The sequence below is a fragment of the Vibrio phycocola genome (assembly GCF_053850235.1).
This window is the reverse complement of record NZ_JBSQDJ010000012.1, coordinates 54,309-79,343: the sequence shown is the minus strand read 5'-3', so window position 1 is coordinate 79,343 and position 25,035 is coordinate 54,309. Positions and strand designations below refer to the sequence as shown.

At 41.5% G+C, this 25,035-nt stretch carries 20 protein-coding genes and 1 other RNA gene; 10 read left to right on the top strand and 11 right to left on the bottom strand.

Going from position 1 to position 25,035, the window contains the following annotated elements:
- Window positions 1-22 precede the first annotated feature (22 nt).
- Complete coding sequence (locus ACWU4D_RS15870) at window positions 23-373, top strand: hypothetical protein (RefSeq protein ID WP_456052425.1); 351 nt, start codon at window positions 23-25, stop codon at window positions 371-373.
- Window positions 363-1,964: a diguanylate cyclase domain-containing protein gene (locus tag ACWU4D_RS15865; RefSeq protein ID WP_456052424.1), complete on the top strand. Its 1,602-nt coding sequence runs from the start codon at window positions 363-365 to the stop codon at window positions 1,962-1,964. Before ACWU4D_RS15870 ends, ACWU4D_RS15865 begins: the two co-directional genes overlap by 11 nt.
- A gap of 1 nt (window position 1,965) precedes the next feature.
- Here the strand turns inward: ACWU4D_RS15865 and cuyB are convergent, their stop codons facing one another.
- Window positions 1,966-2,679 (bottom strand): cysteate racemase, encoded by a 714-nt coding sequence (cuyB, locus tag ACWU4D_RS15860; RefSeq protein WP_456052423.1) that lies wholly within the window; start codon window positions 2,677-2,679, stop codon window positions 1,966-1,968.
- 97 nt (window positions 2,680-2,776) lie between these two features.
- On the opposite strand from cuyB, the gene ACWU4D_RS15855 reads away from it, so the two are divergent.
- The gene (locus ACWU4D_RS15855; protein ID WP_456052422.1) at window positions 2,777-3,676 is read left to right on the top strand and encodes a LysR substrate-binding domain-containing protein; all 900 of its coding nucleotides are present in this window, start codon (window positions 2,777-2,779) and stop codon (window positions 3,674-3,676) included.
- A gap of 60 nt (window positions 3,677-3,736) precedes the next feature.
- Here ACWU4D_RS15855 and ACWU4D_RS15850 read toward each other — a convergent pair whose 3' ends face one another.
- The 3 genes from ACWU4D_RS15850 to ACWU4D_RS15840 form a co-directional block, all read right to left on the bottom strand.
- The gene (locus ACWU4D_RS15850) at window positions 3,737-5,020 is read right to left on the bottom strand and encodes a dicarboxylate/amino acid:cation symporter (RefSeq protein WP_456052421.1); all 1,284 of its coding nucleotides are present in this window, start codon (window positions 5,018-5,020) and stop codon (window positions 3,737-3,739) included.
- Window positions 5,021-5,294: 274 nt separating this feature from the next.
- Complete coding sequence (locus tag ACWU4D_RS15845) at window positions 5,295-6,698, bottom strand: sigma-54-dependent transcriptional regulator (RefSeq protein WP_456052420.1); 1,404 nt, start codon at window positions 6,696-6,698, stop codon at window positions 5,295-5,297.
- A 13-nt stretch (window positions 6,699-6,711) separates the two neighbouring features.
- On the bottom strand, window positions 6,712-8,376 hold the full coding sequence (locus tag ACWU4D_RS15840; protein WP_456052419.1) for a transporter substrate-binding domain-containing protein: 1,665 nt from the start codon (window positions 8,374-8,376) through the stop codon (window positions 6,712-6,714).
- A 308-nt stretch (window positions 8,377-8,684) separates the two neighbouring features.
- On the opposite strand from ACWU4D_RS15840, the gene ACWU4D_RS15835 reads away from it, so the two are divergent.
- Window positions 8,685-10,634, top strand: coding sequence for a DUF2264 domain-containing protein (locus ACWU4D_RS15835; RefSeq protein ID WP_456052418.1), 1,950 nt, complete (start codon window positions 8,685-8,687; stop codon window positions 10,632-10,634).
- A 115-nt stretch (window positions 10,635-10,749) separates the two neighbouring features.
- On the opposite strand, the gene ACWU4D_RS15830 is transcribed toward ACWU4D_RS15835, so the two are convergent.
- The 4 genes from ACWU4D_RS15830 to hipB form a co-directional block, all read right to left on the bottom strand.
- A complete protein-coding gene (locus ACWU4D_RS15830) occupies window positions 10,750-11,634 on the bottom strand; it encodes a glycosyltransferase family 2 protein (RefSeq protein ID WP_456052417.1) in 885 nt (294 codons plus the stop codon).
- Window positions 11,635-11,966: 332 nt separating this feature from the next.
- Window positions 11,967-12,680, bottom strand: coding sequence for a DUF1223 domain-containing protein (locus ACWU4D_RS15825; RefSeq protein WP_456052416.1), 714 nt, complete (start codon window positions 12,678-12,680; stop codon window positions 11,967-11,969).
- A gap of 275 nt (window positions 12,681-12,955) precedes the next feature.
- Window positions 12,956-14,257 carry a type II toxin-antitoxin system HipA family toxin gene (locus ACWU4D_RS15820; protein ID WP_456052415.1) on the bottom strand — a complete coding sequence of 434 codons (1,302 nt, stop codon included), beginning with the start codon at window positions 14,255-14,257 and terminating at the stop codon, window positions 12,956-12,958.
- Window positions 14,257-14,505 (bottom strand): type II toxin-antitoxin system antitoxin HipB, encoded by a 249-nt coding sequence (hipB, locus tag ACWU4D_RS15815; RefSeq protein WP_456052414.1) that lies wholly within the window; start codon window positions 14,503-14,505, stop codon window positions 14,257-14,259. Before hipB ends, ACWU4D_RS15820 begins: the two co-directional genes overlap by 1 nt.
- Before the next feature lie 306 nt (window positions 14,506-14,811).
- Here hipB and ACWU4D_RS15810 point away from each other — a divergent pair, with 306 nt between their 5' ends.
- From ACWU4D_RS15810 to ACWU4D_RS15795, 4 genes are read left to right on the top strand one after another with little or no spacing between them, the layout of a single operon-like run.
- A complete protein-coding gene (locus tag ACWU4D_RS15810) occupies window positions 14,812-16,389 on the top strand; it encodes an N-6 DNA methylase (protein WP_456052413.1) in 1,578 nt (525 codons plus the stop codon).
- Entirely contained in the window at window positions 16,373-17,623 is a 1,251-nt protein-coding gene (locus tag ACWU4D_RS15805; protein ID WP_456052412.1) for a restriction endonuclease subunit S, read from the top strand. The genes ACWU4D_RS15810 and ACWU4D_RS15805 overlap by 17 nt, the downstream gene beginning before the upstream one ends.
- A 3-nt stretch (window positions 17,624-17,626) precedes the next feature.
- The gene (locus ACWU4D_RS15800) at window positions 17,627-21,424 is read left to right on the top strand and encodes a type I restriction endonuclease subunit R (protein WP_456052411.1); all 3,798 of its coding nucleotides are present in this window, start codon (window positions 17,627-17,629) and stop codon (window positions 21,422-21,424) included.
- Between the two features lie 12 nt (window positions 21,425-21,436).
- Window positions 21,437-22,345 carry a restriction endonuclease gene (locus tag ACWU4D_RS15795; protein ID WP_456052410.1) on the top strand — a complete coding sequence of 303 codons (909 nt, stop codon included), beginning with the start codon at window positions 21,437-21,439 and terminating at the stop codon, window positions 22,343-22,345.
- Between the two features lie 299 nt (window positions 22,346-22,644).
- Here ACWU4D_RS15795 and ssrA read toward each other — a convergent pair.
- Window positions 22,645-23,012: a transfer-messenger RNA gene (ssrA, locus tag ACWU4D_RS15790) on the bottom strand.
- Window positions 23,013-23,079: 67 nt separating this feature from the next.
- Complete coding sequence (gene smpB / locus ACWU4D_RS15785; RefSeq protein WP_456052409.1) at window positions 23,080-23,565, bottom strand: SsrA-binding protein SmpB; 486 nt, start codon at window positions 23,563-23,565, stop codon at window positions 23,080-23,082.
- Between the two features lie 173 nt (window positions 23,566-23,738).
- On the opposite strand from smpB, the gene ACWU4D_RS15780 reads away from it, so the two are divergent.
- Together ACWU4D_RS15780 and ACWU4D_RS15775 are read left to right on the top strand one after the other, a co-directional pair.
- Window positions 23,739-24,167: an SRPBCC family protein gene (locus ACWU4D_RS15780; RefSeq protein WP_456052408.1), complete on the top strand. Its 429-nt coding sequence runs from the start codon at window positions 23,739-23,741 to the stop codon at window positions 24,165-24,167.
- Window positions 24,168-24,171: 4 nt separating this feature from the next.
- A complete protein-coding gene (locus ACWU4D_RS15775; protein ID WP_456052407.1) occupies window positions 24,172-24,483 on the top strand; it encodes an RnfH family protein in 312 nt (103 codons plus the stop codon).
- Window positions 24,484-24,577: 94 nt separating this feature from the next.
- Here the strand turns inward: ACWU4D_RS15775 and bamE are convergent, their stop codons facing one another.
- Window positions 24,578-24,937: an outer membrane protein assembly factor BamE gene (gene bamE, locus ACWU4D_RS15770; RefSeq protein WP_456052406.1), complete on the bottom strand. Its 360-nt coding sequence runs from the start codon at window positions 24,935-24,937 to the stop codon at window positions 24,578-24,580.
- Window positions 24,938-25,035: the final 98 nt, after the last annotated feature.

Sequence of the window (25,035 nt, the reverse complement as noted above, 5' to 3'; positions counted from 1 at the left end):
GGTACAGGCCGGAGAGATTGCTGTGATTGTTAACTCTGAAAATAATGTATCAACGCTTTCAAAACGTGAACTTATCGATTTATATATGGGTAAAACTCATGCTTTTCCAAATGGATTAAAAACCATAACCTTGGATCAAAATACGGACTCTAAAGTGAGACAAAAGTTCTATCATTCACTGGTAAATAAAAGTGTTGCTCAAGTTAATGCGTACTGGGCTCGACTGCTATTTACCGGTAGAGCAACCCCACCAAGAATTGCAAATAGATCCGAAGAAATTAGACGGCTCGTTCAGGAGAATCCAAATGCAATCGGTTATATCGATAGTGATTTTCTCGATTCGTCGGTGAAGGAAGTTTTTCGTGTGGAATAGTCTTAAAAACACACTTGCGTACCGTGTCGCAGGCTCTGTGTTTCTATTGACGCTATTATTGACATTATTTCTAACTATTTTCTTTTATTTTCAACTGTATACAAAAGAAATCTCAGAGCAGAACTCTCGAATAACTCAGCTTGCTCACACCGTTGAAAGTAACGCAGCTATTTCTGCCTATCTCAATAATCAAGAACTCGCCCAAGAGGTTGTTAGTGGCTTAGCTAAAAATGATATTGTGGATATTGCGAGTATCGAAGATGATAATGATTTTTCAGAACAGAGTGGTACGTCAAATTCTAAGTCTTCGGTCTTACCCATCGTTTTTGAGTTACCTTCTCCTTTTCTAGTCGACGATATTGTTGGCCGACTAACCATTATTCCCAACCAAAGCTTGATTGAAAATAACGCGAAAGAGATCGCCATCCTGTATTCTGTGATCCTCTTTTTCTACTCTGCAATAGTGGTGTCCATGGTGACTTTTCTGGTGCACCGGCAGCTGACTCTCCCGCTCGTTAAAATGAAGAAGGCTGTTGATCAAGCTGCGCCAGGAACAGATAAAACTCTCACGTATATTCACCGTAATCCTAACGACGAAATTGGTCTGTTGGTTAATCACTCAAATAAGCTATTAACATCAATTTATGACACTTTAGAGCGGGAAAAAACACTTAGGAATAAAATTGAGAAAGTAGAGCGTCGCTACCGTTTGCTTTTTGAACAATCAAGTGTTGGGATTGCATTGGTGACACCAGAAGGGTATGTAGAGCTTTGCAATGAATCGTTCGATCACCTTGTTCAGCATTATGTAAATTCAAAACATAAAAGTATTTCGGCGATACCCTTGGCAGATATGTTCATTAACCCCGATAGAATGAATGAAACATTAACATTAGTGTGCCAGAACGACTGCGTAATGGCAGAAGATTTCCGGCTTAATAATAGTCGTTTAGAAGAGCGTCGATGGTTCCATTGTCTATTTTCATTAGCGTCAGAGGACCAAGGAAATCAGTTAATTGAACTGGTGATGTACGATATTTCAGAACGAGCAATGCGAGAGAAGCAACATCAATTTGAAGCTGAGTTTGATTCACTGACAACACTTTACAACCGACGAGCAGCAGAGCGAAATATGATCGACTTGCTTGCTGAGGCTCAAGATCCAGAACACCAATGCGCGCTGATACTTATCGATCTCGATCATTTTAAACCGGTGAATGACCAATTTGGCCATGAAGCTGGAGACTTGGTACTTATTGAAACCGCAATACGTTTAAAAGAATCGGTAAGCAGTGAAGATCTGGTATGTCGTTGGGGGGGAGATGAGTTTCTTGTTATTCTTCGACATGATGTCGATCCTCTATCCGTTGAAAACGTGATTTCGACCATATTGAGAAATCTCATTAAACCTATCAATATCAGCCAATCAGAGCCCGTGGTTATCGGGGCGAGTTTGGGCGTTGTGCTAACGTCAAGACATGGAAACGACCGTGATACATTGGTGAAAAGCGCCGATGAAGCCATGTATCTGGTGAAGCAAAATGGGCGTAACGGCTACTGTATTTCAGGAGAAGACCCTGTTTTTAGTTAACTTAGGCCGCTTCTACGTTTGTGTATGTTTCGTAATAATAGTATTGCACGCATTGGTCAGCTAAGAGATCCAAAGAGTCCAAAGACTTTTCCTTTTTATCACTAGAAAGAGAATCGAATGCTAGTGGTATCTCAGTACAACCCAATATTACGCCATCGGCACCGCGTGCGATCAGTGAATCAAAAATTGGCTCCATAAGTTGTCTGCCTTTCTCTACATCTCCAGATTTGACCGCATAAATGCCCTCCATCACCTGATTCTGTTCCGCTTCGGTTGGGGTAAGTACTTCCATGTCGTTTTCACGAATCGCATCGGCATAGATATCGGTTTTAATGGTCGCGTTGGTGGCGAGAATACCGATGCACTTCATTTGTCGTCGTATCGCTTCGTTTGTCACTGTATCTATGATGCTGATAAAAGAGGCATTGGTGGTGCTCAGTTTGTCCAACCAATAATGCGCGGTATTGCATGGAATAACGACTTTTGTTGCACCGGAATCTGTTAGAGAGGCAAGATTGTTTTTTAATACTTCCAGTGGATCTTCGCCCTGTTCGAGAATGCATCTTGTGCGATCTGGAATTGTTGGGTTATTCGATATAATCATAGGGATATGTTCTTGATCTGAATTTGCCGGGCTTTTGTCGACGATGCGTCTAACAAAATCAACCGTTGCCATTGGACCCATTCCGCCAAGTATGCCAAGTTTTTTATTCATAATAACTCCTTGCTTGAAACGAAATTTATCAAAGTTCGTCGTTGTTAAGAAATGAAATAATTGACATACTCATGCAATAAATGCATAGGGTGGTAGCATGACGAATATTGAAACGAAATGGATCATGGATTTTTTAAAGCTCGCGGAACTGCGTAACTTTTCAAAAGCCGCTGCAGAGCGAAATGTTACTCAGTCCGCGTTTAGCCGCCGAATTCAATCGTTAGAAAATGCTGTTGGCTGCTTATTGGTTAATCGAGATACCACACCGGTTTCATTAACCAGTAACGGTATCGAGTTTCGTACCAGTGCACGTAGCATACTGATTCAACTGGAGGACGAACTTGAAAGGTTGAACGACCTAACAGTGCTTGGAAATCAAAAAGTGAGTCTGGTTGCGGGGCATTCAATTGCGACAGATATTCTTCCCTTGATGCGCTTCAATTTGTTTACTGAGGAAAAAGCGGTTGTTCTGGATGTTAGAGCAATCGATATTGACGATGCGGTGAGTATGCTTCAAGAGAGCGCGTGCGATTTAATGTTGAGTTATAAAAACCCTCAACTTCATACTGAGTCTTATGTTGCTCATCGACTTGGGCAATCGAGAATCTACTGTGTTACCGGCGTGGATCAGAGTTCTGAGCCTATATATCGCCTTTCACGTGAGTCTATTACCCCTTGGGTTATGCACTCGAGTGGGAGTTTTATGGGAAGGCTTACAAAAGAGGTCAGTAACCAATATAAATTAAAGCCGATTTTTTCGTCATCGATGACCGAGCTGGTTAAAGAGTTGGTCTTACAAGGAGAAGGCATTGGGTGGTTACCTGAGCACTCCATTCGCAAGCAGTTAGAATCTGGGCAGTTGGTAGTCATTGATGAGTTAGATAGCGATAGCACGATGATCGCTGAAATATATGCGTATCGTTCGCAAGCGAAGTTGCCCCCTGCTGCGGAGCGAGTGTGGCAAAAATTGTGTGAATTTTCTAATGTCGAATGGTAGTAAAAATGAAAAAGCAGCCAAGTTCAATCTCGACTGCTTTTTTGGGGATTGTTTATAATATTAAACGTTTGCTACTTTATCGGTGCTAGCTTCAGAGTTATAGACAGATTCATCCAGTTCTTTTTCACTCTTCGCAATAAGTAGAGATACCATCATATCGCCACACACGTTAACAGTTGTACGAGCCATATCTAGAATACGGTCGATACCCGCAACGATTGCCAACCCTTCGATAGGAAGACCAACAGTTGTTAAGACTAGTGATAGCATAATTAGACCAGCACCTGGAACACCAGCTGTACCAATAGAAGCAAGTGTTGAGGTTAAGATGATGACCATATAGTCAGACATTTCTAAGTCAATGCCAAAGGCTTGAGCAATGAACAGCGCACAGACACCTTGGTAAAGAGCGGTACCATCCATGTTAATGGTTGCTCCTAGAGGCAGTACGAAACTTGAAACCCCTTTAGAGACACCGAGTTCTTCACGAGCCGCTTTGATTGTTGCAGGTAAAGTACCAGAGCTACTTGTGGTGGTAAACGCAACTGCTGCTGGATTAGTCAGAGCTTTGATGTAGCGAGTTGGGTTAAGGCGTCCAAATACTTTGACAACGCCAGAGTAGAATACGAGTACATGAAGAATCGATCCTAAGTAAGCAACCGCAATCACTTTAATTAGAGGAAGAAGGATATCGAGTCCATATTTTCCTGATACCCAAGCCATTAAGCCGAATACACCGTATGGAGCAAACTTCATCACGAGTTCGGTAAGCTTATACATTGCTTCTGCTAGGCTCTCAAATACAGCAACCGCTGGCTTCGATTTTTCGCCGATTAGGTTCAGTGAAATACCTAATCCAATTGCGAAAACAATAATCTGCAAGATGTTACCAGCAGCGAGTGCGCCAACAGGGTTTTTAGGAATAATATTGAGTAAAGTCTGAACAAGTGGTGGCGCATCTTTACCAGTAGCACCTGTATCTTGAGCGACCATATTTAGACCTGACCCCGGCTCTAAAATAGCGGCAAGCAGTAGACCGATGGTGATTGCGACGGCGGTCGTTCCAAGATAGAGAGCAATCGCTTTCGCGCCGATTCGGCCCATTTTACGAGAGTCTTCCATCGAGGTAACACCGACAACCAATGAACAGAATATCAATGGCACAATCAACATTTTGATGGCATTGATGAATAGGGTTCCAATTGGTTTTAGTGCTTCAGCATCTGGCCCCATGATTGCGCCAACGATGACACCTAATATCAAGCCGACGACAATTTTTTTCCATAACTCTAAATTTTTCCAAAAACCACCACTGGATTGTGGCAGTGAATTGTTACTGGTCATATTCAAATTCCTTTTCAAAGGTTAATCCGTTCGCACATTCGTTGCAGAATATGCGATGCCTATGACAAGAGATTGCAAGCGGAATGCCAGTTATTATATGGCTGTAATGTGTTGATTTTATGGGGGAAAGGAAAATAGCGATATTTAGAAAAGGTATAATAAGAGTTATACCCTATTGGCTAGTAATTGAATTATCAATTAAAAACAACGTCTTACCTAGTTATAACTTTGGTTATGTTATAACCAAAGTTATAGGGATTAGTTGTTGGGCGTTTTACTGTTTTTTAAGGCGCTTGCTTAACGCGGGTTGAGAAATACCCAGTAACCGAGATGCGAGAGATTGATTTCCCTGAGCGCGATTCATTGCTTCCTTAACCAAAAGTTCACTGATCTCTTGGAGTGTGGGCAATGGTTGGTTCGGATCAAATAATGCGCGGTGTTCAGTCTCATTTGAAAGTTCAAAATGATGATTATCGATGACTCGCTGAAACACTTTCATCGATAAGATATGACTTTTATGTTGGCTCACCGCATCATAGACCAAGGCTTGCAGTTCTCGCACATTTCCAGGGAAGTGGTAGTTTGATAGCAAAACTGGCAACTCTTTGGGAAACGTAGGGACTTCTTTCCCCAACTCTTTAGCGGCTAGAGCTAAAAAGTGTTCAAAAAGTAGAGGAACATCGCCTTTTCGGTTTCTTAATGCAGGGATATCGACATGATGGATGCAGAGTCGAAAATAAAGGTCTTTTCGAAACGAGCCATCTTCAACGAGCTGTTTTAAATCATGGTGAGTGGCGACAACAACTCTGGCGCGACTGCGTTTGGGTTTATCACTTCCAATCGGGTAATAGTCCCCTTCTTGTAACAGTCGAAGTAGTTTTGTTTGAGAGGCATAGCTTAAGTCACCAATTTCATCGAGAAATAGGGTGCCATCCGCCGCACTTTCTACCATACCAATTCGCTTCTTATCGGCTCCGGTAAATGCCCCTCGGCTGTGGCCAAAAAGGGTATCGGCGAACATACTGTCATCGATTCCAGCAATATTGACGCTCACCAGTTTGCCCGTGCGCCCACTTAGCGTGTGGATCGCCTCCGCAATTCGTTCTTTGCCCACGCCGCTTTCCCCGGTAATCATCACTGGTTGACGGCTTTTGGCGATTGACTCTAGATATTGAAATATCGAGCGTAGCTTTTTATCTTGAGTAATGATGCCACTAAACACTTCAGGCTGCTCTAATGTATCGGAGAGAAAGCGTCGCCGCATTGCTTCATTTTCACGACGCATTTCTTGCATTGTGATGGCGCGCTTTATTCCTTCCAGTAATCGATTTTCTTCGGTTGTTTTTACAAAATAGTCGTAGGCACCAAGCTTAATACAGTCTACTGCCATTTCTATTTGATTCATGCCGCTAATAATGATGACTCTTATATGCGGGTGCTTTTCAACAATCATCTCTAGCAATGAATCCCCAGACAGATAGGGCATATTGAGATCGAGCAGGATCAGCTCGATATCTGGGTGTTGCTCAAGCAGAGCCATAACGTCACGACTATCATTGGTTTGATATAGATGGTTGATGCCACCGTGCCTCTCCAATGTGCGCGACATGCTGCGAACAAATGCAGGTTCATCATCGACCAACATGATACCGAATTCAGGATAGAGCACGTCTTTCATTTTGCAGAGTTCCTTAACGTATTGCATTTAGCGGCAGACAAAGAGTAACTTCCGTGCCTTGTTGAAGTTGAGAATTAAAGCTGAGTTTGCCTTGGTGTTCTTCAACGATCGAGGATGATATTGATAAACCTAAGCCAGTTCCACCCTGTTCTCGTTTTGTGGTGAAAAAGGGATCCGATAATCGTTTAATATGGCTGGGATCGATGCCAACACCGGTGTCGGTCACGTGCATGAATATGGTGTTCGACTTGGTCTGGTAGTGGGTGTTAATCGTGATGCGCTGAGATTTAGATTCGAGTGCTTGGCAGGCATTCACGATCAGATTGATGATAACTTGTTGTAAACGTTGAGAACTGCCTTTAAACAGTGGCAAAGTATTGTCGTAATTTACCGTGAAGTTGTCGGTGGATGAACGAATGGTGCGATCCGTTAGGCGAATCGCCGCAGCAATCACCTGGTTCAGATCTACTTGATCAGAGAGTTCTAAAGGTTCTTGGCGAGCAAAGTCACGTAAATCGTTGACGATTCGTCGTATGTGATGAGTGCCTTCAAGCATGTCGCTCAGCATTGTGGGGTACTCGTCTTTCATTCGGCTGTATTTAAGCCCGGCGATATCAAAGTCTCCGTAGGTTTCATAGTGCGTGTCCAAAATTTCTTCGATATCTTCAAACGACTCTTTTAATACCGGTAGATTTAAAAGCAGTAAGCTCGTGGGATTATTTATCTCGTGAGCGACCCCTGATACTAATATCCCAAGTGATGCCATCTTGTCTGCTTGAATCAACTGTTGGTGCTGCAATTCTTGTGCTTTGGTTCGAATGGACACCTGCCTAGCTAGGCTGCGGTTCCATATGATTACTACGCCAAATATTAACGAGATGATCAGCGCTGAGCTCACCAGAAAAATCGTAACTTGCTGCCAATTGACACCTAATGAGGTGTAGGAACCAAACCATTTATTGTAGATCTCTTCTTGTTTGCCGGTATTTTTTAATATCGCGAGTCCTTCGTTAAATTTTGCCAGTAGCTCGTCATTTCCTTTTAAAACACCATAGCCATATCGCTGTGAACCAAAAATTTGTCCAGCAGTTTCAATATTGGAAAGCTCTAATTCTTTGCCGAGATAAAGTCCTGGCAGGTTAGCAACAAAGGCATAATCATGTTTTCCCGAGGCTAATTCTCTAAGGGCAGCAGCATGAGTATCGACATAAATAAATTGTGCATCCAGCCCAGAATTAGCGAGCTGCTCAGCCATGATGCCACCACGTTGTAGGAGCACACTTTTCCCCGATAGATCAGCGGTACTATTGATATGAGGACTGCCTTTTCTCGCAAATAGCGAGTGATGAATCAGTGAGTGGGGTGGGGTAAAATCAATAATTTTGGCTCGTGCTGCAGAGTAGGATATGCCCTGCAACATATTGATGCGCCCATCCTCAAGGCTCAGTTTCATCTCATCCCAACTCGCCAACCTGACTTCCACTTCGAGCCCCATAACATCCGCAATTGCGAGTGTTAACTCGGTGTTGTACCCATCTGGTTGCCCATCACTATTAATAAATTCATAAGGTGGAAAGTTGTGGTCACCGCCAACAATGATGACCTCTTCTTGCGCATAGAGAGCATGGGTAAAAAGCAGACAAAATAAGCAGCAGAGGTGGGTGACAAGATATTTCATTAAGAATGTTGCTCCTTTGTCGGCGGTTGGAAGTGATGTGTCAGCTTTGGGGTGTCGAGAGGGGATTTTACTCTATTTTTGATGCGGTGAATATTGAGCTTTAGAAGCATTAGATTGATGTAGGTTCAGATAGATAAAAACCGTATAAGTTAGACTATTCGGCTCAGAGCTGCGGAAAATTTTCGTGATGATAGACGGATATATTTAGCGGGTGACTTTATTGCTTTAGTTCCGTATTTCAACAGCTTAAACAAGCCAGAACAGCTGATTGGTAGATAGCGCCTTTAGGAAGATACGGAGAGTACATTATGAGTGATAAAGCGAAGTGGAGCTCAAGAGCCAAGCAATTACTTCAAGGTATCTTTGCCAACACCCAACATATTGACGATCCCATAACGATTATTGGCAATGAAAGCAAAATTGCCTACCCAAATAAAAGCAGCTCTCAGTTCAAGCTTTATGAATACAAAATGGAAACACTTGCTCGAAGCTTTTTAATTGCGGCGCCCGTTATGGTGAATGAGCAGGATTATTCAGTAAATGGAATTTGCTTAAAAGATTATTACAAACAGTGGATATTAAACTCGTGCTCTAAAGGGTGCGACGAATATTTAATGAATCGAGAGGACCTTTCAGAGCTGCGGTATAATGAGGAGCGGGTAAAGCTATTTATAAAAGGCGTGTTACATCGTAAAAAAATCAGCAAAAATGACTTCGTATTTCAACATATTGTGGAGTGTGCTCAGCTTGCACTAGGGCTCTATCACACTAAAGCGTTTATTTGGGATAGTTATACGGATTCGGAAAAAAACACGATATGTGACTTCTTTAATTCATTCGCCAGTGGGCCAACGCATGAGCATAATTGGCAATGTTTTAACGCATTAATTCTATCGTTTCTTCATTCTGTTGGTTATCCGATTGATCAGAGCAGAATAAAACAGCATCTGCAGAATATTGTAAATCTACATGTCGGTGATGGTTGGTATTCAGACCGTGGCCGCTTCGATTACTATACGGCGTGGATCTACAATTTCCTCGGCCCTCTCGTGAATGAATTATATGCCAATCAATATGAAAAAGAGTTAGCCTTACAAATAGATCAAAATGCCAATTTATTTATAAATAACTTCGTCCACTTTTTTGATGATGAATCACGAATCATTATGTGGGGGCGCAGCAGCAGTTATCGAAACGCGATTACTGTCCCTCTTATTTATAATTCAATCCAGAAAAATCGTGCAATCGAGCCTGAAAAAGCCAATCAAATCAGCTTTCAAGCGATGGAGCATTTCTTTGAAAATGAGAATATGCTTACCAATGGATTGCCTTCGCTAGGGTATTACCGAGCATTCGATGAGATTATCCAGCCGTATAGCTGCCCAGCCAGTCCATTGATGTTGGGATGGATATTCTGTGCGTTGTTAATTGATGATGACCATAGGTTTTGGGATGCGAGTAACGAAGGTATCTCATCAGATAGTGAGTGTTTAAAAGAAACTCAAATTACTAACGTGGAAGGGCCGGGCATCAGCTTATGGCGTTACCCAGAAAGTGGCACGGTCGAACTTAAGGTCTCAAAGGTTAACACCACCAAGACCAAGCTCTATACTCGGCATTACTCCAGGTTGGCATTCTCTTCACTGTTTCCTTATGAAATCGATGGCGAAGATTTTGCAACCATGCAATATGTTGTGAAGGGCAGTAAGCTTTATCATCCCAATATTATTGACGCTTTTGATCATTCTGATGGAATATTTCGCAGAGAGTTTAAGTATCAATATCGATTCCTAGAGAGCAAATCCATAAAAGCTCAAGAAGTGCCTGTGAAATATGGCACTTTGAGAGTCGATAACTACAAAGGTAAGGTCAATGATCGGGTGACTTTATCTTCTTATGGGATGCCTGAGTTTGAAGATAACATCATCGTATCGAAAGTAGAGAAACAGGACGCGGAAGCCCACATACTTGATAATGGTAAATACCAACTCGCCTTTATTCTTTACTATGGATTTGAAGAGACTCGCGTTGAACAGAGAAAAGGGACGAATCCAATATCTGAAAAGAGCAGCGTTATCGTCGCTAAATTGGCGACACACTGTGGTGATCCTGTCATCGCCATTAGTAGCATTTTAGTTAAAAAGTCTGGAGAAAAGTTTACCGAGAGTGAGCTGTTTCAAGTAAGCAGTTACAAAATCTATCAAGACCATGTAGAGCTTCAGTGGAACAGTAGTGGTGCCACTGTTTTTAATATTTAACTTCTAGCTTTTAATGGTTAGTGGTTAGTGGTTAGTGGTCATTAGTGTTGAGATAAGTACCGTGTGTGCTCGGTCATTTTAGTTACTTGGGTTTAGTTAGGTTTACTTAAGTTAATTATCTAGGTTTCGAGTGGGCCATGTCGGTATTGCAAGGAACATGGCTTACTTTCAATGAAAAACGTTTATAAAAGTGAGTGATGGTCATTCTAATTCCGGTCAATTGGATAGCTTTTAGAATCCAAGAGAGTTTGTTTTTCTTGTGCTTTAAGCAAAATAAGAGTTGTTCATTGATCCGTTGTTTATAGTAATAGTCACCTAAAAACTCTCGGTGCTTCTCCGCTGAGCGAAACCTCGGCTGAATATCTTCTACGTTCATCGTTACAACTTTGGTGCTGATCCCATCTGGTGTTTGATAACGGTAGAAGTATATGGATTCCGCGATATTGTGAAAGTCGATCCCTTGTTGATATAAGCGAACGTACATATCCCAGTCTTGGCCGTTGGTCAGAGTTTCATCAAATTTTAAGGATTCAAGTAGAACTCTTTTAGCACTAAAGCCGCTCATTCCACAGTAAGGGTTACCCGTTCTTAATCCATCACAGGTCACTCGGTTCGTTTTTTGAATGTGTATTGTGGTAGAGCTGCCAAAGTGATCAAACCCGGAAACGACCGCATCAGCGCCTTCTAGGTAAGATTTTTGGTGTTTTGCTAAGTAGTCCGGTTTCCAAATATCGTCATCATCGAGAAAGCAGATTACACTCCCTGAAGAGAGTGCAACACCGTGATTTCTCGCTTTGTTTGCTCCACCCGGTTCAGGTAAGCGAACGTAGACAATACGGTCTTGTGGTAATGAAGTCAGTACGTTTTCATAAGATGTGGTTGAGCAATCATCAATAACTATGATCTCATCTGCAGGTCGAGTTTGACGTAAAACACTTGAAACAGATTCATAGAAAAAATCTGGTCTATTGTAAGTGGTAATTACCGCGCTAATTTTCATAAAAGATTCAATCACTACACATACTGTCGGGGACTTTTACTCATCAATGAGTACTATTTATCTTTAGGAGTCCATCAGAAAACCCTCTAGATCACAGTTGCACTATTGAACCTAGTCCCTACTTATATTGTGGTTTTGTGGTGGAGGGTAAATATAGCACAAAAGTATTTATCCTATTTTGACAGTCGGTGTTATTAATGGTGAATCTCATCATTTGTACATGCGCAGATTGTGCCGCTCTTGGGCTCAAACTCGCGTTAAATGATAGGGCTTAACATGTGCCAGCAGTGCTATTGCTGACACAAGGCCCTGTGAACTACTTCAAGCAGAGGTTATTTAAGATACCCAGCAACGGTTTGAACTGGCAAAAATCCATCTTCTTTTGTCAGCCACACGGCCACCGCATCACTGTTTTCTGGTAATGACGGTAAATTAAATGCCCATTGTGACTCCGCCGTTTTTTGCTGCTTTTCCAACACCACAAAGTCATGTTCCAGCTTTTTACCCCGGTTTTCACCCGCTTTGACCTCGGTTTCCTCATCCATTGCGAGTATTGCAATATGGGCGATATAACGTTGATCAGAAGGGTAAGAAACTTCAAAGCGGTTACCCGACTGCTTTAGTGTTAGCTTTTCAGCTTTTATCTGCTGAGATTTGGGTAAGTCACGACGAGAAAAATAACCTTGCCACTCTTTTCCGTCGACTATAAATCCGGGAGTGTATACCGATGAGGTAGCGCCGAAACTCCGATAAATGCGCTGACGCTGAGAAAAAGATGGGTGAGCAAATTCATCGTCCCAGCCTAAGTAATTCCAGTAATCAACATGAAAGGCTAACGGAATCACCTCGGTCCATAATGTCGACTCTGACTGAAACTGGCTAAGGTATTTGTCTGCGGGCGGGCAGCTGGAACACCCTTCTGAGGTAAACAGTTCAACTAATTGTGCCGGTTGTCCTTCGTGCTGCCAAGTTTGATCCGCAAGTGCTGGTTGCAGAAGCCCGAGCGTAATAAACAGCGATAATGTCGTGCGAAGTTTCGTCTTCATAGAAATATCCTTCTGATGCATTGACTCCATTCAGACCCGCTTTCTCTTTATTTCAGGACAGAACAGTAACTACTTATATTAGTCAGCATCTATCGTCTCTAGTTCCGTGAAAGAAAGGTGTGAACTGTACCTTGTAAGCATCAAGGTGCTTAATGTTGGCAAGATTGATCAGCGAATTGCGGTGAGGGAATCTAAGGAATGCCTAGAACGAAAAAAAGGAACTGAACCCGCGTCCTTCTATATAACTTCCCTCGAAAAATCTGGTTTTTATATCGCTAAATTTTTTGAATTATCTTATTAGCATTGTCAAAAATTGAGTCTGAAATGTGCTCGGGAAAGTCTTCAGGCAGTTTCGCTCTTACTTGTAAAATAGCGTCAGGTAGCGAGCTTTTCATTTCATTCAGTATCTCTTGCATTTTATCCTGACTAAAGTTTACTGCTTTGGCGGTATCTAAAAAGTGACGAGGCAGGATTTTACTGATTTCATACTTCTTGCCTTTCGTTGCTTTCAATCCCATCGCCAGCTTTAGCTTTCTGATATTGAGTCCTTTTCCTCCCAGTAGTGGGTAGGCTGACAAAATATCGTAGAACGGAGTGAGTCGGTAGCTCCCGCCTTTATCAATATAGATCGAAAAGTTCTTAGCGTGCCCATCTGTAGCGCCAATGAGCCATTGAAATACTTGGAACCTCATGAAGTTATATCGATCTTCTAGAGCATGACTTGAACCCATTAACAGCTCCATGATCTGTGCTATTCCTGGGCCGCCTTGAGATTCGTATTTAATGGAGGATGGAATACCAAATACTTGGCACATATCTTCTTGAGGAAGGCGAAGCAAAGTTGATTTGTCTTTTGTCCAGCGTCGATCAAATCGTTCTACTGCTAGAGCTTTAAGGTTATCAATTTCTATTATATTGACGTTGGGAACTGCGAATCCCAGTGCTCTAGCTAGCTCAATACACAGGTATTCGTTTTCGACACTGTCCTTGAGATCAAGTGTCGCATTGGCTTGTTGTATCTCGCCTATCGGCAGTTTGATTATATGGATTGTTGGCGTATTTCCTTTCGGTATACACCATTGTCCGTTAATGAATAGGAGCGCCGTTTTCTCTTGAGCACCTGCTACAGAGATTCTAAAGTCATCTTCTTCTTCGAGCATACCGAGTGGAATATCAGACTTGTATGCAGAGAGTACGGCTTTTAACTTCTTATCATCCAATACTTCATAGTTGAGTGGTTCTTTTTTGTAGGGAAGATCGGGTGGAAGCAATACAATCGCACCGACGCTATCTTTACCGACTTCTTTAAGGAGGTCGAAGGGTTGTTTGGATGAGGTATTGTATCTTGAAACGATTCTCTCTCTGACTTGAGGGCTGTCTGGCAAGAGATTGTCAAAATAGTTTATAACCGCATCGGAAGTGATAGTGGGGAATTGAAGCTTTAAAGATAATGATAGTGGGCGAGTCTTAGCATTATTTATCCAGCTTTCATCATATTGAAAAGCGTGAGCACCATTCTTATGTTTCTCTAGAGTGCCAACAAGTTCACCATTCATGTATGCGATTAGCTTCTGCATTACCAACTCTCATCATCATTTTCATTTAACGAAGCTACCTGTGATTTTTCTTGAATGCTCAATGTTAGTTCCATTGCTTGGGCAAGCTTAAAGAAGGTCGAGAGGGTCGTTTTGTTAGGATTATTCTCAAAGTTTGAGATGGTTGCTTGTTTTATCCCCACTTTTTTTGCGAGCTCTGATTGCGTCCAGCCGTTCTTTTGGCGTACTAGGAGCATCATATCTGCGAGTTGTTTTGGACTATATATCATTTGTTCAGCTCTCAATAAGCAGGATTATCCCCTTCTAGGTATAAACTCTAGCATATCCCCTAGTGGGGGTAAAGATTGTTTTATCCTTTTGGGGGTATATTCAACTCAGTTATTAAATGCAGTATAGATACAATGAAAAGTAATAGAAATGGACAGAAGCGGCTCTACGCTGTATTAAAAATAGGATGTGTATTAAGTTGATATGACTGTAATTTCAATGGGATAATCAAGGTATTTTTGGTAGTATTTGGCCCAATAATTAATCAATGTGATTATTCTCGATAGAATCATATAAGGCTTTACTCAGTGGCTAAGAAACCTACAGCAAAGAAAAAAGAAAAATCATTTGAAGAAACACTCTGGGATGCGGCAAACAAACTGCGCGGTAGTGTTGAATCGTCAGAATACAAACACATTGTATTGAGCCTGATTTTCTTAAAGTTCATTAGTGATACCTTTGAAAAACAACGTCAAAAGCTGATTGATGCAGGGCTTGAAAAGCATATTGATATGGTGCCAGCCTATACCAAAGATAACGTGTTCTATTTACCGTCTGAAAGCCGTTGGAGTTTTGTTCAGCAAAACGCTAAACAAGAAGATATTGCGCTGAAAATTGATACTGCTTTGAGCACTATCGAGAAAACCAACAAAGCACTACAAGGTGCATTGCCAGATAATTATTTCTCTCGTCTTGGTTTGGATGTCAGCAAATTATCTGCGTTGATTGATGTGATTAACAACATCGACACGTTAGCGAATCCGCACGAAGATGTGGTAGGTCGAGTCTACGAATATTTCTTGTCTAAATTTGCGATTGCAGAAGGTAAGGGTAAAGGCGAGTTCTATACACCAAAAAGCATTGTTAACCTGATTGCTGAGTTGATTGAGCCATACAAAGGTAAAATCTATGACCCTTGTTGTGGTTCGGGCGGTATGTTTGTTCAGTCAATGAAGTTTATTGAGAACCACAAGGGCAACAAGAAAGACATTTCTGTGTATGGTCAAGAGTACACAGGCGCAACCTACAAACTAGCGAAAATGAACCTCGCTATTCGTGGTATCTCTGCCAACCTTGGCGCAGCCGCAAAAGATACCTTTGCCAATGATCAGCACGAAACTCTTAAAGCTGATTTCATAATGGCAAACCCGCCATTTAACCAAAAAGACTGGCGAGCTTCTGATGAGCTGGTTGATGATCATCGTTGGGACGGCTACGAAACACCACAAACAGGCAATGCCAACTATGGTTGGATTTTGCATATGGTGTCGAAGCTGTCTGAAAACGGTGTTGCAGGTTTTATTCTGTCAAATGGTGCGCTCTCTGGCGATGGTACGGAAAAAGCGATTCGTAAGAAGCTAATTGAAAATAATCTTGTTGAAGCGATTATCCTCTTGCCTCGCAATATGTTCTACACCACCGATATCAGTGTGACTTTGTGGATTCTGAACAAGAATAAAAAAGCGCATATTGTTCCTCACGAAGATGTTACTCGTAACTATCGTGACCGTGAAGACGAGATTTTGTTTATGGATCTACGTCAACGTGGTGAACCGTTTGAGAAGAAGTTTGTCCAGTTCTCTGAGCAAGACATTCAAGACTTCGCTGATACGCTTCATAGTTGGCAACAAGTAGAAGCTGAAGACAATTACAAGAATGTTGCTGAATATTGTTACTCGGCATCAAAAGAAGAGATTGCCGCAAAGGATTATTCTTTAGTACCAAGTAAGTACATTGAGTTTACTAACCGTGACGAGAATATTGATTTTGACCAGAAGATGAACTGCCTAAAAGAGGAATTTAGCGATCTTCTTGCTCTAGAAGAAAAGTCGAAAAAAGAGCTTCTAAACGTTTTCAAAGAGTTGGGCTATGAGATCAAACTATAAAAAACTAGGTCAGTTCATTAAAGAAGTCTCGGTTAAGAACAAAGATCTAAGCGTTGAGTTGCTGCTCGGCGTTAGCATTACTAAACAGTTTATTCCTTCAATTGCTAATACTGTCGGCACTGATATGTCGAAGTACAAGGTTGTTGAGCACCATCAATTCGCATATGGACCTGTTACCTCTCGAAATGGTGAAAAGATATCAGTTGCGCTCCTTGGTGAAGAGAAGTGTATTGTTTCTACTTCTTACACAGTATTTGAGATAGTCGATACTGAGCGACTTGATCCTGAGTATTTGATGATGTGGTTCAGACGTTTAGAGTTTGATCGATATGCTCGTTATATGTCTCACGGAACGGTGAGAGAGCTATTTGGTTGGCAAGAAATGTGTGATGTTGAACTACCAGTCCCATCTATCGAAAAGCAGCGTGAAATCGTGCGAGAATACAATGTGGTGAATGACCGTATTGCACTCAACGAACAACTTACTCAAAAGCTAGAAGATACCGCTCAAGCTATTTACAAACAGTGGTTTGTCGATTTTGAGTTCCCTATCTCAAAAGAATACACAGAGTCCATCGGTAAACCCGAGCTAGAAGGAAAGCCTTACAAGTCTTCAGGTGGTGAGATGGAATATAGTGAAGACTTAGAACGTGATACTCCCAAAGCGTGGGGAGCAGTACCAATAAAAAGCTTTACCAAAGAAATGAAAAGTGGTGGTACGCCTAAAAGAGATGTTGAGGAGTACTGGAACTCAAAAGATGTCCCTTGGATTAAAACTGGAGAAGTGGCGAACTGTGTCATTACCGATGCTGAAGAATATATTTCAGAGTTAGGGCTGAGTGAGAGTTCGGCTAAAGTTTACCCCAAAAATACAGTTTTAATGGCGATGTACGGTGACGGGAAGACTAAAGGTCAGGTTGGCTTTCTAAGAGTAGAAGCTGCAACAAATCAAGCTTGTTGTTCTATGCAGTGTAAGAGCGTTAAAGATGCCAGCTTCCTTTTCTATTATTTGAGATTTAACTACCAAGAAATAGTTCGTAGTGCAATTGGTGGAGCACAAGAAAACCTAAGTAAGGGTTTGATTGAAAACATCAATATTTTGAATGTCGATAAGGATGTAATTAATAGGCTTCCATTTGAGAAATTCATTGATTGTAGTGAAAACTATGTAAGAGAGAACATTGTTCTAAAAGCATTACGAGAAGTTATATTGCAAAAAGTTTCTAAGGCTTAGGGAATGAAATTTACAGAAGAAAGGCTTGAACAAGCCATTATTGAACTGCTAGGGAAAGAAGGCTATCCACATACTCGTGGTGAGGTGATTGAAAGAGCACCTGAAGATGTGCTGATTAAATCCGATCTTCGTGAGTTTCTAGCCAAACGTTATCAAGCAGAAGGTATTACAGCCTATGAGATAGAGCAAATTATCCATAAGCTTGAATACCTTCCAGCTTCAGATCTCTACGATACCAACAAAGCCATAATGAAGTTTGTTTCTGATGGTTTTTTGTTAAAGCGTGAAGATGCAAGTCAGAAAGATTTATACATTCAGCTTATCGACTACGTTGACCTAGAGAACAACAGCTATTGCATCGTTAACCAAATGGAGATACAAGGCTATGAGCTGCGTATCCCTGATGGGATTTTTTACATCAACGGTTTGCCTCTTGTGGTGTTTGAATTTAAGAGTGCTATACGTGAAGAAGCAACTATCTATGATGCGTATAAACAGCTAACCACTCGTTATGATCGAGATATTCCTGAACTATTCAAATACAACGCTCTATGTGTGATTAGTGATGGAGTGAACAGCAAAATGGGGTCGTACTTTGCCCCATACGAGTTCTTTTACTCTTGGCGTAAAATTACGGGTGAAGAGAAGCTAGACAAAGACGGTATTGATTCATTGTTTACAATGATCAGCGGCTTGTTTAACAAGAAACGACTTACTGATGTGATTCGTCACTTTATCTTTTTACCTGACACCTCAAGCAAACAAGAAAAGATTGTTTGTCGTTATCCTCAGTATTACGCAGCAACAAAGCTTTTTGCCAATATCAAACAGCATATGAAGTGCTTTGATGAGCACGGAAAGTTGATGAGCGGTGATGGTAAGGGTGGTACGTATTTCGGTGCGACTGGTTGTGGCAAGAGCTACACAATGTTGTTCTTATCTCGTCTACTGATGAAAGATGTCGAACTGGGCAGCCCAACTATTATTCTCATCACTGACCGTACTGATCTGGATGACCAGCTTTCAGGTCAATTCACTAATGCAAAAGGTTATGTGGGCGATCAAAACATCATTAGTGTAGAGAGCCGTGCTGAACTTCGTGAACACCTGAAGGGGCGTAAAAGTGGTGGTGTATTCCTGACTACCATCCATAAATTTACGGAAGATTTGGAGCTGTTAACGGAGCGAACCAACGTCATTTGCATCTCGGATGAAGCGCACCGCAGCCAAACCAATTTAGAACAGAAAATTACCGTTACTGAAGGCGGAGTGAAAAAGACTTACGGTTTTGCTAAGTATCTTCACGACTCTTTACCAAACGCTACTTATGTTGGCTTTACTGGCACACCGATTGACGCAACGTTGGATGTATTTGGTGCGGTTGTCGATAGCTACACAATGACAGAATCGGTTTACGATGAAATTACTGTTCGCATTGTGTATGAAGGTCGAGCAGCAAAAGTGCTTCTTGATGGTCGCCAGCTTGATGAAGTCGAAAAATACTATAAAGAGTGTGAAGACGCTGGGACAAACGAATATCAAATAGATAAAAGCAAAACGGCTATGGCGAGTATGTCTACTATACTGGGCGACCCAGATCGTATCAAAGCTATAGCGAAAGACTTTGTTGAGCATTATGAGAATCGTGTTGAAGAAGGCACGACTCAAAAAGGCAAAGCAATGTTCGTTTGTAGTAGTCGTGAAATCGCTTATCAGTTCTATAAAGAACTGATTGAGCTTCGCCCTGAGTGGGATGAAGTAAAAATCTGTGAAGACGGTGCAACTCTATCAGAAAGTGATAAGAAGAAAGTGAAGCCAATGGAGCGAGTCAAGATGGTTATGACTCGTAACAAAGACGATGATAAAGCTCTGTGGAACAAGCTCGGCAACAAAGAGTACCGTAAAGAGCTGGATCGTCAGTTTAAAAATGGCAAATCAAATTTCAAAATCGCTATTGTGGTTGATATGTGGTTAACGGGCTTTGATGTGCCGTTCCTCGATACCATCTACATTGATAAGCTTTTGCAAAAGCATAATCTGATCCAAACCATTTCGAGAGTAAACCGTAAATTTGAAGGTAAAGAGAATGGTCTAGTAGTCGATTACATCGGCATAAAAAAACAGATGAAACTTGCACTTTTCCAATACACAGCAGGGCAAGATCGGAACTTAGAAGACATTAAACAGTCAGTCATTATCGTTAAGGATCACCTAAGCCTGTTGGATGGGCTTTTCCATAAGTTCGACTCTCAGCCTTACTTCAATGGTACACCACTAGAGCAGCTACATTGCTTAAATGCTTCGGCTGATTTTGCACTCAGAACCAAGAAGTTTGAAAAGACGTTTATGGATCTGACCAAACGCCTTAAATCAGCTTATGACATTTGTGTGGGTAGTAGTGAGTTGACCAAAGAGCATAAGGACAAGATTCACTATTATCTAGCGGTTCGAACCATCGTATTTAAGATCACTACGGGTGGTGCGCCAGATGTTGACCAAATGAACCGTAAGGTGCGTGATTTGGTCAAAGACGCGCTAATGAGTGATGGTGTGGAAGAGATCTTTAAACTGGGTGAAAAAGACGGTGGCGAGATTGATATTTTTGATGATGATTATCTTGCCAAGTTGGAGATGGTCAAACAGCCAAACACTAAACTTCAACTTCTTCAGCAGATGCTTGCCAAAGCGATTGGCGAGTTTAAAAAGACTAATAAAGTGAAAGGTGTCGATTTCACCAAGAAAATGAATATGTTGGTTGAGAAGTACAATGAGCGTGATGAAAAGGATGTACTTCGCTCGGAAGTCATCAATGATTTTTCTGATGAAATTATCAACCTCTATAATGAACTACGTGCTGAGATGACCTCGTTTGGTGAAATGGGGATAGATTTTGAAGAAAAAGCCTTTTACGACATTCTCATTTCACTGGCTCACAAGTATGACTTTACCTATCCCGAAGAGAAGCTGCTTGACCTATCCAAAGAGGTGAAGAAGGTCATTGATGATAAAGCTAAATACACCGATTGGAACAAGCGAGACGATATCAAAGCTGAATTACACTTTGACCTGATCATTTTGCTCGATGAGTGGGGCTACCCACCGATTGATCGTGATGAAGTGTATAAAGAGATTTTTGAGCAGGCGGAGAATTTCAAACGTAATGCTCCAGATAATGCAAATAACGATGAACGACTATCAGAGCCGATGCCTATTATATTGGGTGAAAAAAAGCTTTATCGTGCCTCACAAATATCTCGATTAGCCAATGCTCAGGAGCTAGCAACAATCACGTTCAAAGCAGATTTGCCTTACGAGAGAGATTTTGCAGGATTATTCGCAACTGGTTATTACACAGAGCTAAAAGAGCTAGGAATTGTATCTTCATTGATATTAGATACTACAATAGCTGCGTTATCTGAGCTTGAACAAGCGACAAGAGAGTTAGATTTACCTTTGTACGAAGAAGGTAAGAGCGGTATTGTTTGGGCATTACGCTCTGCTAGAGATGGAAGCATTTATGATGAATTTGTTGCTTATATCATACAAGTCGCTGGAGATGAAAATATCCAAAATATGGTTATTGCTGGCGTTGTTGGTGGAGGTGCTCATGACCTCACAAAGAAATCATTTTGGAAAGTATTTATTCAGATTCCAAATGTAATTAAGAAAAAGTTTCAAACTTATCGTAAAGAAAAAAACACTCAGAGTGAAATTGACGAAATAATTGCTAGCAGCTCAAATGTTGTGGACTTTAGAAAACATAGCAAGTGGCGAGATAGCCCTAAAGACTCGATTCATTAAAGGCATATATTTATGATAATACCCAAGCACAATGAAATTCGATTTGTCGTTTTAACTCACTTACTTGATGGTGAGGCGAAGAAACTTAAAAAACTGGTTAAGCCTTTGGCGCAACATTTTCATCTCTCAGATGCAGAGATTGAGCAAATGTATGAATCTGGCAATGGCCCTGTATTTCTAGATCGGATCTCTTGGGCGATGAGCTTTTTAAATTTAGCTGGATATATCGACAAACCAAGGCGTGGAGTTTATCAGATCAACGATTCTGGTCGGTTAATGCTACAAAGAAAAGATGCTGAAACATATTTGTATAAAGCCAATGCAAAGAAAAAATCAAAGCCTCTGGTTGTTGATGAAACAGCGAATATTGAAACGGAAGATAAAACACCCCTTCAGCTCTTTTCTGAATCATTCGATGAAATAAAAAAATCCATCTACGATGAGATTTTAGAGACAGTTCTGAGAAAATCGCCACGAGAGTTTGAACATCTTGTCGTGTCTCTGCTTGAGCGAATGGGCTATGGTGGACAAGTTAAAAACGCTGGTGAAGTTACTCAAGCCTCTAACGATGGTGGAATAGACGGGATTATCAAAGAAGATTTGTTGGGGTTAGGGCGAATCCACATCCAAGCAAAACGTTATGATATTGGTAATACGGTTGGTCGAGACGAGATTCAGAAGTTTGTTGGTGCATTAGCTGTAGCTCAATCGAACAAAGGGATTTTCATTACCACTTCATCTTATACGAAAGGTGCTCAAGAATACGCCAATAATTTGAATGGCATTACCGCACTGGTTTTGATCGATGGTCAGCAACTCGCTCAATACATTTATGATTTTAACTTGGGAATGCAAGTTGAAAAGGTCATTGAAATTAAAAAGTTAGACAGTGAGTTTTGGGACTTAATGCAAGACGCATAATTCAATAATTTTCACTCAGAGGCAGAAAAATCTCTGATTCATCAGCCTTATGTTCACGAGCGGTGATCATTGCTATGGATCGACATTTGGTTTGGAAGCTGATTTTTAGCTTTTTCTCTCAGTATGGTACTTAGAATATCTAACGGGGGGCGTTGGCGAAAGAAAAACTGAGATAGAGGAAATTATTTGTGGTTATTGTGTAGCTCACCTGATAAATATGCCTTGCATAGTGGAGAATAATAGGAAGTAAGATACAAAAATGGCTTGAAAATCATTGATTAACAAGCCATTTCTTTAATTGGTGGAGCTGGCGGGAGTTGAACCCGCGTCCGAAAACCATTGATCATTGGTACTACATGCTTAGTCGATCTTTACATTCACCAAATACCTGCGAACCGACACGCTAGTAAGTGACTATCCTGAATTAAAATTCGCCGTTCACCTCTCAGGCGGGAGAATCCGGGCTAGCTAGTTTGGGTTTGATCTCTTGTTATTCCCCGTCTTACAAGCGGAAGCTAGGGCAAGAGAGCTCTGAGCAGGGTATTAAGCTGCTAGTGCGTAGTTTTCGTCGTTTGCGACTATTTTTTTGCGGTTTATTAACGAGGCCTACCGCACCTCGGCATGCACCTCAGACTTCAGCATTCCCGTCGAATCCTGGATCAGCCCCAAGGTAGAGCGTGCATAGTAACAGAAAACAACGTCCTGTCTACCTTTGCACAATCAAGTGGTTAGTTTTAACGCAGTGAACCTTTCATCACACGCGCTTTCTCACGTTGCCAGTCTTTTTCTTTTGAATCGTCACGTTTATCGTGAAGTTTCTTACCTTTCGCCACACCAATCTTGATTTTCACCCAAGAGCGTGACCAGTAAAGAGAAAGAGCTGCCAGAGTCATACCCTCACGGTTGATACGACCAAACAAGTTGTCGAGTTCACGGCGAGATAATAGAAGCTTGCGCACACGAGTAGGGTTGGCAACCACGTGAGTCGACGCTTGTGTTAGTGGGGTAATTGTCATACCCGAGACAAACGCCTCTCCGTCTCGCATGAAAACGTAACTCTCTGCGATATTTGCTTTTCCTTGGCGAAGAGATTTTACTTCCCAGCCTTGGAGTTCTAGACCCGCTTCAATTTCATCATCGATGAAGTATTCGTGACGAGCCTTTTTATTGGAAGCAATGGTATTACTTCCTACTTTTGATTTTGATTTTTTCTTAGCCATAGTGGCGCATTATACGACTTGAACTCTCGATAGGAAATCCTTTTATTTGCGTCGGATAAGAATATACCCAAGTGATCTCAAGATGCAGGATTGATAGCTGCATATTGAGGTTACTTGGGTATAAAAGTACAATTGGCGCAGCCTTTTACTTTAGGCGTGATACAGGAGTGATTATGAAGCAGGTCAGTCGTTCAGCATTAGTGCCATTTAGCGCTGAACAAATGTTTAACTTAGTGAATGATGTGCCAAAATATCCAGAGTTTCTTCCTGGGTGTTCGGGAAGTAAAGTATTGGAATCATCGTTAAACAAAATGGTGGCCTCTGTAGATGTATCGAAAGCAGGAATCAGTAAGACGTTTACTACTTCAAATACGCTCAACGCAAACCAATCTATTTTGATGGAACTTGTAGACGGCCCGTTTAAATCACTTGGTGGTGGGTGGTACTTTACCGCACTTGATGAACAGGCTTGTAAAGTCGAATTGAAACTGGAATTTGAGTTTTCTAGTAAAATGGTTGAATTGGCATTTGGAAAAATTTTCAATGAGTTAACCAGCAACATGGTTAATGCGTTTACTCAACGAGCAAAGCAGGTGTACTAGAACGATGAGTACTGAAGCAGAAATGATACAGGTCGAAGTGATCTACGCATTGCCAGATGAGCAGCGCGTATTGGCTTTGATGGTGGATAGCGAATCCAGTGTCGAAGATATTATTCAACAGTCAGGTGTACTTGCGATGTATCCTGAAATTGATTTGGCAAAAAATAAAGTCGGTGTATTCAGCCGTAATGTGAAGCTTAATACGACAGTTAATAATGGCGATCGTATTGAGATATACCGACCATTATTAGCGGACCCTAAAGAGATCCGCCGTAAACGCGCTGAGCAAGCCAAACAAGCCGCAAAACAAAACTGATAGCGATGATCATGTGGTTTTTTCCAACGATCATAAAGCGAAAAAGCAACCTTTTAGAAGAGGTTGCTTTTTTTGTTTTGGGAACACCGTAGAGTTATAGCAGGCCGTCGTTAAAGTTACTGCTCACTGGGAAGTCGCCCTCGACTTTGGTTAACTGGCTTGAGTTATCAAAGTGAACAATCAAATCTTTCTGATCGGTCTCTTCATGCCCTGGAGTATGGTGGTAGATATAATACCAAGTATTGGGATAACCGGTTTCTACTAGCATGGGTGAGCCGAGAACGAAGCGCACCTGTTCTTTCGTCATACCCACTCGCAGACGCTCGACAGCGGGTTGTTCTACATAGTTACCCTGATTGATATCGATTCGATAGACTAAACGTTCAACAAGTGAACAACCACTTAGCATCGTAAGCGAAAGGGGAACAACAATAAGCCATTTCTTTAACTGCATAATTGGACATCTAATTTAAAAATTAACTGGACTGATAATAAACAAGCTCAGACCAGAAGTAAAAACACTCTTCATCATCTGAGCCAGCTAAGACCACA

Bases quoted from the DNA above. Each gene is read 5' to 3' on its own strand.
- ACWU4D_RS15825 (WP_456052416.1), bottom strand. From the start codon at position 12,680: ATGAAGACGAAACTTCGCACGACATTATCGCTGTTTATTACGCTCGGG.
- ACWU4D_RS15850 (WP_456052421.1), bottom strand. From the start codon at position 5,020: ATGACCAGTAACAATTCACTGCCACAATCCAGTGGTGGTTTTTGGAAA.
- cuyB (WP_456052423.1), bottom strand. From the start codon at position 2,679: ATGAATAAAAAACTTGGCATACTTGGCGGAATGGGTCCAATGGCAACG.
- ACWU4D_RS15830 (WP_456052417.1), bottom strand. From the start codon at position 11,634: ATGAAAATTAGCGCGGTAATTACCACTTACAATAGACCAGATTTTTTC.
- ACWU4D_RS15845 (WP_456052420.1), bottom strand. From the start codon at position 6,698: ATGAAAGACGTGCTCTATCCTGAATTCGGTATCATGTTGGTCGATGAT.
- ACWU4D_RS15795 (WP_456052410.1), top strand. From the start codon at position 21,437: ATGATAATACCCAAGCACAATGAAATTCGATTTGTCGTTTTAACTCAC.
- bamE (WP_456052406.1), bottom strand. From the start codon at position 24,937: ATGCAGTTAAAGAAATGGCTTATTGTTGTTCCCCTTTCGCTTACGATG.
- ACWU4D_RS15800 (WP_456052411.1), top strand. From the start codon at position 17,627: ATGAAATTTACAGAAGAAAGGCTTGAACAAGCCATTATTGAACTGCTA.
- ACWU4D_RS15805 (WP_456052412.1), top strand. From the start codon at position 16,373: ATGAGATCAAACTATAAAAAACTAGGTCAGTTCATTAAAGAAGTCTCG.
- ACWU4D_RS15780 (WP_456052408.1), top strand. From the start codon at position 23,739: ATGAAGCAGGTCAGTCGTTCAGCATTAGTGCCATTTAGCGCTGAACAA.
- ACWU4D_RS15775 (WP_456052407.1), top strand. From the start codon at position 24,172: ATGAGTACTGAAGCAGAAATGATACAGGTCGAAGTGATCTACGCATTG.
- ACWU4D_RS15840 (WP_456052419.1), bottom strand. From the start codon at position 8,376: ATGAAATATCTTGTCACCCACCTCTGCTGCTTATTTTGTCTGCTTTTT.
- ACWU4D_RS15835 (WP_456052418.1), top strand. From the start codon at position 8,685: ATGAGTGATAAAGCGAAGTGGAGCTCAAGAGCCAAGCAATTACTTCAA.
- hipB (WP_456052414.1), bottom strand. From the start codon at position 14,505: ATGATATATAGTCCAAAACAACTCGCAGATATGATGCTCCTAGTACGC.
- ACWU4D_RS15820 (WP_456052415.1), bottom strand. From the start codon at position 14,257: ATGCAGAAGCTAATCGCATACATGAATGGTGAACTTGTTGGCACTCTA.
- ACWU4D_RS15855 (WP_456052422.1), top strand. From the start codon at position 2,777: ATGACGAATATTGAAACGAAATGGATCATGGATTTTTTAAAGCTCGCG.
- smpB (WP_456052409.1), bottom strand. From the start codon at position 23,565: ATGGCTAAGAAAAAATCAAAATCAAAAGTAGGAAGTAATACCATTGCT.